Origin of the sequence: Citrobacter sp. MGH100 (genome assembly GCF_001034465.1) — a bacterium.
Classification (GTDB): Bacteria; Pseudomonadota; Gammaproteobacteria; order Enterobacterales; family Enterobacteriaceae; genus Citrobacter; species Citrobacter youngae.
The window spans coordinates 731294-743686 of sequence record NZ_KQ089801.1; the positions used below are offsets into that span (position 1 = coordinate 731294).

Below are 12393 nucleotides of genomic sequence, written 5' to 3' on the forward strand. Positions count from 1 at the left end.
AAGGAAATAAAAAAAGGGAGCACTGTAAAAACAGTGCTCCCGGTTCGTTTCGCAGCATTCCAGCTACTTTTAGTGCTCCCTGCTCATCCGTGACAACTTTTCCTGTGGTCTTGCGACCGCGTTCATCCTGAACTTTTGCATCCTGCTCACATCACCCCGATGTGAAAACTTCATCCTGAAGTGTCCTGGCCATCCTGACCCGCCGAACATCCTGACCGGCTCTCGTTCTCCATCCTGGAGGTGTCCTTTAACGCTTCCCGCGTTTTCCTCTTTGCTTCATCCTGAAACCTGTCCTTGCAGCACCGTCCTGGTGTGTCCTGCCGAAGTGTCATCATCCTGATGTTCACTTCGTTGTGCGACTCCTTGTCGACAGAGATAGAATCGCCTGTTTCGCATTGTCTTACAAGACACTTACAGACATACCCTAATGATTATTTTCATATGAAAGTTATCAATAAAACATTAACCAATTGAATTATAAATAGTTAACATTATATCGGTCGATGAAGTCTTTACTGATCACCTGGCAATCTCCTACAGGGTTTGTAAGAGATCTCTCACACGCCCTAGGGCAAACTGGATTACAGAACAGGCTTAAGTTGAGTAAGAAATTCCGCAAGCGAGGCCGCCAGAACCGTCCGTTTACGGGTTCCCAGCGTTTCCTTGCAGACTTCCCCAGACAAGTTGCACACTGAAATAACATCAAGTTCATTGTCCAGTGTGGCAATAAAAAGTGTAGGAGAGAGCTTAAGGCGTTTTTGCGTAACCAGGTGGCCGATCAGGTTTTCCTGTACGCGCCTGAAGTCATCTTCAGACCAGGTTTGCAGCAGAGTAAGTTTCTCATCCGCAAATTGTGCGTGCATGTCCCCGGCAAACTGGGTGGTATAAAACGCATGAACAGCGGGTTGTACCACAATATCAAAGGCGCGTTCAACCGCGTTTACATTCGGCTCGCCCACAAAAGGCTGCGGTTGCCAGTACACCGCATCGTTCGTGGAGGAGATGATGCACGGAGACGGTACGCCATACAGCTCTTCACTCAGCGGCCAGCTGCCGTTTTTTTCATGCCATGCATCGCAATAACGCGTCGTAAAGGCTGCCAACGCCTGTGCTGTCAATTCGTCCACTGATTTCTCTCTTCACAAAAGCCAGGATACACTTGTCGCATAGTGTATCTGGTTTATGACGGTGAAACATGTCCTCTTATGAAAATCATCAGGCGCTTGACGGCCTGACTCTCGGAAAATCAACGGATTACCGGGATATTTACGACGCCAGCCTGCTGCAGGGTGTTCCGCGCAGCCTGAACCGCGACCCGCTGGATCTTAAGGCCGATAATCTGCCTTTTCACGGCGCCGATATCTGGACGCTGTATGAACTGTCATGGCTGAATGCCAACGGCTTACCGCAGGTTGCGGTCGGCCATGTGGAGCTGGATTACACCAGCGTTAATCTGATTGAATCAAAAAGTTTTAAGCTGTATCTGAACAGTTTTAATCAGACGCGTTTTGACTCATGGGAACACGTCCGTCAGACGCTGGAACACGATCTACGCGCCTGCGCGCAAGGTGATGTCAGCGTAGCGCTCTATCGTCTTGACGAACAGGAAGGGCAGCCGATAGCCCACTTCAATGGCACCTGTATCGACAATCAGGATATCGTCATCGATAACTACCAGTTCAGCACCGACTATCTGGAAAATGCCGTAAGCGGTGAAAAAGCGGTGGAAGAGACGCTGGTCAGCCATCTGCTAAAATCCAACTGCCTGATCACTCACCAGCCAGACTGGGGTTCCATACAAATTCAGTATCGCGGTCGCAAAATCGACAGGGAAAAGTTGCTGCGCTATCTGGTCTCCTTCCGCCACCACAATGAATTTCACGAGCAGTGTGTGGAACGCATTTTCAATGACCTGCTGCGTTTCTGTCAGCCGGAGAAACTGAGCGTATACGCACGCTACACGCGACGCGGCGGCCTCGATATCAACCCATGGCGCACCAACACAGATTTCACCCCCGCAACAGGCAGACTGGTGCGTCAGTAATCTTTTTTCTCAATTTTGCGTGTCGGATTCCGCGCGCAAGGTTGTGAAAGGTCATAAGCCAGGGCTATTGTAATCAGTAGAGGATGATATCTCTCGTCCCGTAAGGAGTTTACTTGATTACACATATTAGCCCGCTTGGCTCAATGGACATGTTGTCGCAGCTGGAAGTCGATATGCTTAAACGCACGGCCAGCAGCGACCTGTATCAACTGTTTCGTAACTGTTCGCTTGCCGTTCTGAACTCCGGCAGTTTGACAGACAACAGCAAAGAGCTGCTGTCTCGTTTTGAAAGTTTCGACATTAACGTGCTGCGCCGTGAACGCGGCGTGAAGCTGGAACTGATCAACCCACCTGAAGACGCGTTTGTCGATGGGCGCATCATTCGCGCGCTGCAGGCCAACCTGTTTGCCGTACTGCGCGACATTCTTTTCGTCAATGGCCAGATCCATAACGCGGGTCGTTTCCAGCATCTGGATCTCGAAAGCTCGGTTCACATCACCAACCTGGTCTTCTCCATTCTGCGTAACGCCCGGGCGCTTCACGTCGGTGAAGCGCCGAACATGGTCGTCTGCTGGGGCGGTCACTCCATCAACGAGAACGAATACTTGTATGCGCGTCGCGTGGGCACTCAGTTAGGCCTGCGTGAACTGAACATCTGCACCGGGTGTGGTCCGGGCGCGATGGAAGCGCCAATGAAAGGCGCCGCGGTCGGCCACGCTCAGCAGCGCTACAAAGACAGCCGCTTTATTGGTATGACCGAGCCGTCAATTATCGCGGCGGAACCGCCTAACCCGCTGGTTAACGAACTGATCATCATGCCGGACATTGAAAAACGTCTGGAAGCGTTCGTGCGTATCGCTCACGGCATTATCATCTTCCCGGGCGGCGTAGGGACAGCAGAAGAGCTGTTGTATCTGCTGGGTATCCTGATGAATCCGGCCAACAAAGATCAAGTTCTGCCACTGATCCTGACCGGGCCAAAAGAGAGTGCGGATTACTTCCGCGTGCTGGACGAATTTATCGTGCACACGCTGGGGGAAGATGCGCGTCGCCACTATCGCATTATCATTGACGATGCAGCGGAAGTCGCTCGTCTGATGAAAAAAGCGATGCCGCTGGTGAAAGAGAACCGCCGAGACACCGGCGATGCCTACAGCTTTAACTGGTCAATTCGTATCGCACCTGATTTGCAGATGCCGTTCGAACCGTCCCACGAAAACATGGCGAATCTGAAACTGTATCCAGACCAGCCTGTTGAAGTGCTGGCTGCAGACCTGCGTCGCGCATTCTCCGGGATTGTCGCGGGGAACGTGAAAGAAGTCGGCATTCGCGCCATTGAAGAGTTTGGCCCGTACAAAATCCACGGTGACCCTGAGATGATGCGCCGCATGGACGATCTCCTGCAGGGCTTTGTTGCACAACATCGTATGAAGTTGCCGGGCACTGCGTATATCCCGTGCTACGAGATCTGCGCATAACCTTCAACACCCGCTAGCAGCGCTATAGCGGTGACAGTTTTGTCCATATCAAAGCCGGATTTGGCGCTTCAGCCAACCGGCTTTTTTAGTGATACCAATCACATAGCTCACGCAATAACATAAATATCAATTATCTTTCGTCTGGCGAGCCCCAAAACGCAAACGATTACCTCCCAGGGGAAACCGTGATTTATCACCGCAAATTATAATTAGTCATCAGAATTCACTAAAAACAACAGTTTTTATAGCGCAACCCTCGTATCTTCGCGCCCTGTCTTTCATGCCATATGTCGTTAATGTTAGCCTTCACGCCCGTAAATTCGCTTTGACTATTTTTTAACAGATTAATGGTCCAAATTTATCCACATAAAAGGTGGATTATTGCATTTGAGATCGCGATCACTGATACATTCATTACTTAAATGTATCTTTCCGCCCGAAAATTATTACGGCGAAAAATTATATAAAAATCGCTAAACGAATTTCGTTTTACAGTCGGGTATTTTTTCATTGGATTGAACCCAAACCCGACTTTTTAAGCTTCCTCCAGGAGAAACAGATGGAAAACACGCAAACCAGCACTATCGTTACGGGCCAGACCCGCAGCGCATGGCGCAAGACAGACACCATGTGGATGCTGGGCCTTTACGGCACGGCGATTGGCGCGGGTGTATTATTCCTGCCAATTAACGCAGGCGTTGGCGGTATGATCCCGCTGATCATCATGGCCATTCTTGCCTTCCCAATGACCTTCTTTGCTCACCGTGGTCTGACCCGCTTCGTGTTGTCCGGTAAAAATCCGGGTGAAGACATCACTGAAGTTGTAGAAGAACACTTTGGCGTTGGCGCAGGTAAACTGATTACTCTGCTCTACTTCTTCGCTATCTACCCCATTCTGCTGGTATACAGCGTTGCAATCACCAACACCGTTGAAAGCTTCCTGACTCACCAGTTGGCGATTACGCCGCCGCCGCGTGCAATCCTCTCTCTGATTCTGATTGTCGGCATGATGACCATCGTGCGCTTCGGTGAGCAGATGATCGTGAAGGCGATGAGTATCCTGGTATTCCCGTTCGTTGCGGCTCTGATGCTGCTGGCGCTGTACCTGATCCCTCAGTGGAGCGGTGCGATTCTGGAAACCATGTCTTTTGACTCTGCGGCAACCACCGGCAACGGCCTGCTGTTGACCCTGTGGCTGGCGATTCCGGTAATGGTGTTCTCCTTCAACCACTCCCCGATCATCTCCTCCTTCGCCGTGGCGAAGCGTGAAGAGTACGGTGATGAAGCTGAGAAGAAATGCTCCAAGATTCTGGCATTCGCTCACATCATGATGGTACTGACCGTTATGTTCTTCGTCTTCAGCTGTGTATTCAGCCTGACCCCGGCGGACCTGGCAGCAGCAAAAGAGCAGAACATCTCGATTCTGTCTTACCTGGCGAACCACTTTAACGCGCCGATTATTGCCTGGATGGCACCGATCATCGCGATTATCGCTATCACCAAATCCTTCCTCGGCCACTACCTGGGCGCACGTGAAGGCTTCAACGGGATGGTGATTAAGTCTCTGCGCGGCAAAGGCAAATCCATCGAAATCAACAAACTGAACAAAATCACTGCACTGTTCATGCTGGTAACCACCTGGATTGTGGCGACGCTGAACCCGAGCATCCTCGGTATGATTGAGACCCTGGGTGGCCCAATCATCGCGATGATTCTGTTCCTGATGCCGATGTATGCGATTCAGAAAGTACCGGCAATGCGTAAATACAGCGGCCATATCAGCAACGTTTTCGTTGTGATTATGGGCCTGATCGCTATCTCCGCTATTTTCTACTCTCTGTTCAGTTAATTCCCCTGCGCCGCTCTTCGGGGCGGCGCACCTCGATACACAATGGACGCCTCATGATTAGCGTATTCGATATTTTCAAAATCGGCATTGGCCCTTCCAGCTCCCATACTGTTGGCCCGATGAAAGCAGGCAAACAATTCACGGATGACCTGATTGCACGCGGAATTCTCACTGACGTAACCCGCGTAGTGGTTGATGTCTATGGCTCTCTGTCCCTGACCGGGAAAGGTCACCATACCGACATCGCGATTATTATGGGCCTGGCGGGTAATCTGCCGGATACCGTAGACATTGATGCTATCCCGGCCTTTATCCAGGATGTGAATACTCATGGACGTTTGCTGCTGGCGGACGGTCAACATGAGGTCGAATTCCCGGTTGATAAGTGCATGAATTTCCATACGGACAATCTGTCCCTGCACGAAAACGGGATGCGTATTACCGCACTGGCAGGCGAAAAAGCCATTTACAGCCAGACGTACTATTCCATCGGCGGTGGATTTATCGTTGATGAAGAACACTTTGGTTTGCCGAATAACAATCCGGTAAACGTGCCATATCCGTATACATCCGCAGCCGATTTGCAACGACACTGTCAGGAAACCGGACTGTCACTTTCCGGCCTGATGATGCAGAACGAACTAGCCCTGCACAGCAAAGAAGAGCTGGAACAGCACTTTGCAAACGTCTGGGAAGTGATGCGCAGTGGAATTGAACGCGGTATCACCACCGAAGGCGTATTGCCGGGCAAACTGCGCGTTCCGCGTCGTGCGGCAGCACTGCGTCGTATGCTGGTTAGCAGTGACAAAACCACGACTGACCCGATGGCAGTTGTAGACTGGATCAACATGTTTGCGCTGGCCGTGAACGAAGAGAACGCTGCCGGTGGACGTGTAGTTACCGCCCCGACGAACGGCGCATGCGGGATTGTTCCTGCAGTGCTGGCGTACTATGACAAGTTTATCCGCGAAGTGAACGCTAACTCACTGGCACGCTATATGCTGGTCGCGAGCGCCATCGGTTCCCTGTACAAGATGAATGCCTCAATTTCGGGTGCTGAAGTGGGCTGTCAGGGTGAGGTCGGCGTGGCGTGTTCTATGGCGGCAGCGGGTCTGGCAGAACTGCTGGGCGGTAGCCCGACGCAGGTATGTATCGCCGCAGAAATCGGTATGGAACACAACCTGGGTCTGACCTGCGATCCAGTTGCCGGACAAGTTCAGGTTCCGTGCATTGAGCGTAACGCCATTGCATCGGTGAAAGCGGTGAACGCTGCTCGTATGGCGCTGCGCCGTACCAGCGAGCCTCGTGTATGCCTCGATAAAGTTATCGAGACCATGTACGAGACAGGTAAAGATATGAATGCCAAATACCGCGAAACCTCACGTGGCGGTCTGGCGATGAAGATCGTTACCTGCGATTAATCCCTGGCGCAAGCTTATCCGGCCTACAGTGCCACAGTCATTTGTAGGCCGGATAAGGCGTCAGCCGCCATCCGGCAAAATGTTGTTTCAGATCTTCGCCTCCCCCCACTGTGAATGTTACCCTACAGCCTGATTTATCAGGGAGAACACCGTGGCCGTCCATCTGCTCATTGTCGATGCACTCAATCTCATTCGTCGCATTCACGCCGTCCAGGGGTCGCCCTGCGTGGAGACGTGCCAGCACGCGCTCGATCAGTTGATTGTGCACAGTCAGCCCACACACGCCGTGGCGGTATTTGATGACGAAGCGCGCAACAGCGGCTGGCGTCACCAACGCTTACCTGACTACAAAGCCGGTCGCCCGCCAATGCCTGACGATTTACACAAGGAAATGCCCGCCTTACGCGCCGCTTTTGAACAACACGGCGTCTGTTGTTGGGTCTCGAGCGGGAATGAAGCCGATGATTTAGCCGCAACGCTGGCGGTGAAAGTCACCCAGGCGGGACATCAGGCCACCATCGTTTCGACAGATAAAGGTTATTGCCAACTGCTCTCCCCAACATTACGCATTCGCGACTATTTCCAGAAGCGCTGGCTGGACGCGCCGTTCATTGAGAAAGAATTTGGTGTAATGCCTCAGCAATTGCCAGATTATTGGGGACTGGCCGGGATCAGCAGCTCAAAAGTGCCGGGCGTTGCAGGTATTGGTCCCAAGAGTGCAACACAGCTACTCGTGCAGTTTCAGCATCTGGAAGGGATTTACGCACATCTGGAAGACGTGCCGGAAAAGTGGCGCAAGAAACTGGAGATGCACCAGGAGATGGCGTTTCTGTGCCGTGATATCGCGCGGCTGCAAACGGACTTACATATTGACGGAAATCTCCAGCAGCTTCGGCTGGCACGGTAGTCTTATTGCCGGATGGCGCTGCGCCTATCCGGCCTACGCATCGTACCCTCCTGTAGGCCGGATAAACGCCAGGTGATTACCAGGCGGTGTGGTACAGCTCGACAATATCGGCAATGCTTGCTTCACGCGGATTACCGCCAGTGCAAACATCGTCAAATGCCGCCTGCGCCAGCGCAGGAATATCTTCCTTACGTACCCCCACATCACGTAAGTGCGGCGGGATCCCCACATCGCGGTTAAGCGCAAACACAGCATCTACCGCGGCCTTACGCGCCTCTTCCAGCGTCAAACCTTCCACTTTCACCCCCATAACCCGGGCGATATCGCGGAATTTCTCTCCGGTGTATTCGGCGTTGTAGTGCATCACGTGCGGTAACAAAATGGCATTGGCGACGCCGTGCGGAGTGTTATAAAAGGCCCCTAGCGGGTGCGCCATCCCATGCACGAGTCCCAGACCGACGTTTGAAAATCCCATCCCGGCAACGTACTGACCAAGCGCCATTGCCTCACCGGACTGGCTGTCACCATTAACAGAGCCGCGCAGCGCCCCGGCAATGATCTCAATGGCTTTGATGTGCAACGCGTCAGTGAGTGCCCACGCCGCCCGCGTAATATAACCTTCAATAGCATGGGTCAACGCATCGACCCCGGTCGCCGCTTTTAACGCGGCAGGCATACCGTCCATCATATCGGCATCAATAAACGCCACCTGCGGGATGTCATGCGGATCGACGCAGACAAATTTACGCCGATTTTCTTCGTCCGTGATCACGTAGTTAATGGTCACTTCCGCCGCCGTCCCTGCCGTCGTAGGGATAGCCATCACCGGTACGCTCGCAGCACGTGTTGGCGATAACCCTTCAAGGCTGCGTACATCGGCAAACTCAGGGTTATTGTGGATAATGCCAATCGCTTTGCAGGTATCCTGTGGGGAGCCGCCGCCTATAGCTATCAGATAATCAGCACCACTTTGCTGAAAGACTCCCAATCCCTCCTTCACCACTGCAATTGTAGGATTTGGGATCACGCCGGAATAGATTTCCCACGGCAAACCGGCGGCATCCATACGGGATGTCACCTTATCGACAACGCCGCACTGTACCAGGTTTGCATCGGTGACAATCAAAGCCTTGCGATAACCCCGACGGATAACCTCATCCGTTAATGCCCCAACAGCTCCCCGGCCAAACCATGCCGTTTCATTCAGAATCATTCTGTTCGCCATCGTATTTCTCCTTTTCGCTATGCGAAATTACTCTTCAATTCGTAATCCGTAAGATTTGAATTTCTCCAGCACAATGGCGATCTCTTCGTCATCCAGCACTGGCACCGGGTCGACAATCGCCAGGGTGCTCAGATAAAGGCGGGCCAGGACTTCTACTTCATGCGCCAGCCATAGTGCTTTTTCCAGATTCGCTTCACAGGCAATCAACCCGTGGTGCTGCAACAACGTTGCCTTACGGCTTTTCAACGCGACGCTCACATGCTCTGACAGCTCTCGTGTACCAAACGTCGCATACGGCGCACACGGGATAGAGTTCCCCCCAGCCGCGGCAATCATGTAATGGATTGCCGGAATAGGACGGTTCAGAATCGACACGGCGGTGCAATGAATCGCATGGTTATGAACGACTGCATTGGCATCCGGGCGCGTCTGATAAGCCGCCAGGTGAAAACGCCATTCACTGGAAGGTAATTGTCCTTTATCATATTTGCCGTCGTTATCTACGAACACGATCATGTTTTCAGTGAGTCTTTCGTAAGGGATACCGCTGGGTGTGATCAGCATTCCATTTTCATAGCGCGCACTTACATTTCCTGCAGTCCCCTGATTCAACCCAAGCCGGGTCATTTCAAGGCAGGTTTCGATGATTTCACGTGATAAACGCATTCTTTCCATAATGATTCTCCGGGTACAGTTGCCCCTCGTCTTTATTGCGAAAAAATGCAGCCGCAGAGTAAGACGGGTCAGGTTTCAGGTATGAGCAGCCACTGAACATATTTATTCAGATTCAGTTGGCCGATTTAGTTAGTGCGACGAATTATTGTTGTCTTACACGCTTAATTAGTTTCATCTCAACTTTTACAGTTTCTTTAATTGGCTGGTCATCAATAGCACTCATCATCATAGCGAAGGCTTTTTCCGCCCAGACATTTTCATCCTGCTGCATTGACCAGACATTATTCGCGAGGAATCCCAGCATGGGATGTTCATCAAATGTCCCGATATTAATATCCGGTGGGATCACACCAAAACGATTGCGAATAGCAACAACGGCACCTTCCAGCACAGGTAATGATGAGGCAATAAACGCCTGCGGACAGCCCTGTTCGTTGATCAATTTATCCATCAACCGATAACCACCCTCCGGCGTATTATCCGGACCTTCACGCACCCAGTCACGATGAGAAATCCCATTATTGTTCAATGCGTTAAGATAACCTTTTAAACGATCGCCAATACTGGGCAATCCGGTATCCCCGACTAAAAACCAGATCGGAGATTTGCCTGCATCAAACAAACTTTGCGTCAGCTTTTCACCGCCTAAAATGTTATGACTTTCAACCAGCGCGTTATCGGTATACTTAAAATCCCTGTCGAGTAGCACCATCGGTTTTCTGACCTGACGCAAATGGTGTTGCTGATTCTCTAATGTTGAGGGAACAATAAAAAGACCGTCAACATTACGAGCTATTAACGCTTTCGTTAATTTGTTTTCATAATCAACATCATCGTAGGTACAACTAATCGTTAATTGATATCCAGAACGACGGCAACGTTGTTCAAGTTTCTCGGCCAGTGTGGCAAAAAAGACGTTAGATATATTGGGTACAATCAGCCCCAACGTATCTGTTTTATTCAGTTTCAGGCTGCGGGCTGAATGGTTTATGACATAACCATACCGTTCAACGTATTCATTAATACGCGTTTGGGTTTTGACACTGATACGATATTGCTCAGCCTTCCCGTTCAGCACCAGTCGCACGGTCGTCACCGATAAATTCAGATCGCTGGCTATCTGTTCTACTGTTTTAGCCATTTATATGTCCCAGTTCACATCCAAAAACGTCAATTCTCAATCATAAAAGTATTTTAAACTTTTGTCTTACTGCATAACCTGGTTAAGCGCCTGCTGTTGATCCCACATCATCAGATATGCCTGGTATTTACGGTCATAGAAGTCCTGTCGTGCCGGATTCGCTTTAATCACCCCGCCTGGACGAACCATCGCCCGGCAGGCGGAGGGAACATCTGCCCACACCCCGCAGGCTACCGCACCGGTGATAGCCGCACCTAACGTCACCGCATCTTCTTCCTGCATAAGATGAATATCGCATCCGGTGGCGTCTGCATACTCTCGCAACCACAGTGGATTATGTGTTGCACCGCCGCACAGCGTCAGTCGAGAAATGGTATGACCGTTGTCGCGCATCACTTCCATAATGTGTCGGGTACCGCAGGCAATCGCCTGTAATGTCGCCAGATACAGACGAGCAATCTGCTTCTCGCCTCGTTCAAGCGTCAAACCACAAACGCTGCCCCGGGCATCGGGTCGCGCACGCGGGGAACGGTTACCATGATGATCGGCCAGGACATGCAGATAACGACCAGGCTCTGACTCCTGCGCTTCCAATGCAGCCACCCATTCATTAACTAACGCTATCGGATGACAACCCCGCGCCTCAGCCTGGTGATACAACTCAGCGCTGGCACCCGACTCCTGAAGCGTCCAGTCAACCAGCGCCCCAGCCGCGCTTTGCCCCCCTTCCGTCAGCCAGTAGCCAGGCAGCATGGCAGACCAGTACGGCCCCCATACACCCGGTGTATGAATCTCCTGCTCGCTGCACAACATATGGCAATTTGATGTTCCGCTGATCAACGCCAATGTTCCCGCAGGCTCAACCCCGGCAAGCGCAACTCCGCCAGCATGGGCATCAATCATACCACTGGCAACTACCACCGCTGTCGTCAGTCCCAGCGCCTGTGCCGCATCGGGGCTGAGCGTCCCAACGGCCGCGCCTGGGGGCAGGATCCGCGACGGAATTTTGTTCAGTAAATCAGTTAATTCAACCGCATCCAGCAGGGAGTGGCTAAAGCGTTGCTCATGTGCCAGATAGTTCCATTTACAGGTTAAAGTACACAGACCAGCAACATCACGAGCGGTGGCTTTCCAGACCAAAAAATCCGCCAGGTCGTAGAAGCGGTGTGCACTCTGCCAGGTCGCGGGGAAATGGTTTTTTAGCCACAACACTTTGGGTAGTTCCATTTCGACACTGACTTCACCACCGACATAACGCAACGCCGGATCCTGCGTAGCGTTGATACGCAGTGTCTCCTGCACCGCACGATGATCCATCCACATGATGATGTTGTGGTCTGACGGTTCACCAGGTGAAACCGCCAGACCCTGCCCCTGTTCATCCAGAGCCACTAACGAACAGGTGGCATCAAACCCCAACGAGCGGATCTCCTCAACGCCAACCCCGGCTGACGACACAGCCTCCTTCACGGCATGGCAAACCTGCTGCCAGATTTCGGCAGATGACTGCTCTACCCGCTCGGGGCCTGGTCGAAACTGCGAGATAGGGAATGTCGCAAAAGCCAGCCGTTTGCCACTGGCATCAAAAACACCAGCCCTGACACTGGCGGAACCGACATCCACTCCGAGGAAATATCCACTGCTCATAGTAGC

At 51.9% G+C, this 12393-nt stretch carries 10 protein-coding genes; 5 read left to right on the forward strand and 5 right to left on the reverse strand.

Annotated features, from left to right (window positions below; all coding sequences use genetic code 11):
* Nucleotides 1-581 precede the first annotated feature (581 nt).
* A complete protein-coding gene (syd, locus tag SK32_RS15060) occupies nt 582-1127 on the reverse strand; it encodes a SecY-interacting protein (RefSeq protein ID WP_048213081.1) in 546 nt (181 codons plus the stop codon).
* A gap of 68 nt (nt 1128-1195) precedes the next feature.
* Here syd and queF point away from each other — a divergent pair, with 68 nt between their 5' ends.
* The 5 genes from queF (at nt 1196) to xni (ending at nt 7699) form a co-directional block, all read left to right on the forward strand.
* Nucleotides 1196-2044, forward strand: coding sequence for an NADPH-dependent 7-cyano-7-deazaguanine reductase QueF (queF, locus tag SK32_RS15065; RefSeq protein ID WP_048213082.1), 849 nt, complete (start codon nt 1196-1198; stop codon nt 2042-2044).
* Between the two features lie 113 nt (nt 2045-2157).
* Nucleotides 2158-3522: a nucleotide 5'-monophosphate nucleosidase PpnN gene (ppnN, locus tag SK32_RS15070; protein ID WP_048213083.1), complete on the forward strand. Its 1365-nt coding sequence runs from the start codon at nt 2158-2160 to the stop codon at nt 3520-3522.
* A 559-nt stretch (nt 3523-4081) separates the two neighbouring features.
* Complete coding sequence (locus SK32_RS15075) at nt 4082-5371, forward strand: HAAAP family serine/threonine permease (RefSeq protein WP_003034073.1); 1290 nt, start codon at nt 4082-4084, stop codon at nt 5369-5371.
* Between the two features lie 53 nt (nt 5372-5424).
* The gene (locus tag SK32_RS15080; protein ID WP_048213084.1) at nt 5425-6792 is read left to right on the forward strand and encodes an L-serine ammonia-lyase; all 1368 of its coding nucleotides are present in this window, start codon (nt 5425-5427) and stop codon (nt 6790-6792) included.
* Between the two features lie 151 nt (nt 6793-6943).
* A complete protein-coding gene (gene xni, locus SK32_RS15085) occupies nt 6944-7699 on the forward strand; it encodes a flap endonuclease Xni (protein WP_048213085.1) in 756 nt (251 codons plus the stop codon).
* A gap of 76 nt (nt 7700-7775) precedes the next feature.
* Here xni and fucO read toward each other — a convergent pair whose 3' ends face one another.
* The 4 genes from fucO to SK32_RS15105 form a co-directional block, all read right to left on the reverse strand.
* Complete coding sequence (gene fucO, locus SK32_RS15090; protein ID WP_048213086.1) at nt 7776-8924, reverse strand: lactaldehyde reductase; 1149 nt, start codon at nt 8922-8924, stop codon at nt 7776-7778.
* A 27-nt stretch (nt 8925-8951) separates the two neighbouring features.
* Complete coding sequence (gene fucA / locus SK32_RS15095) at nt 8952-9599, reverse strand: L-fuculose-phosphate aldolase (protein ID WP_005130946.1); 648 nt, start codon at nt 9597-9599, stop codon at nt 8952-8954.
* 142 nt (nt 9600-9741) lie between these two features.
* Nucleotides 9742-10740 (reverse strand): LacI family DNA-binding transcriptional regulator, encoded by a 999-nt coding sequence (locus SK32_RS15100; protein WP_005130949.1) that lies wholly within the window; start codon nt 10738-10740, stop codon nt 9742-9744.
* A 66-nt stretch (nt 10741-10806) separates the two neighbouring features.
* Nucleotides 10807-12387: an FGGY-family carbohydrate kinase gene (locus tag SK32_RS15105; protein ID WP_048213087.1), complete on the reverse strand. Its 1581-nt coding sequence runs from the start codon at nt 12385-12387 to the stop codon at nt 10807-10809.
* Between the last annotated feature and the right edge of the window lie 6 nt (nt 12388-12393).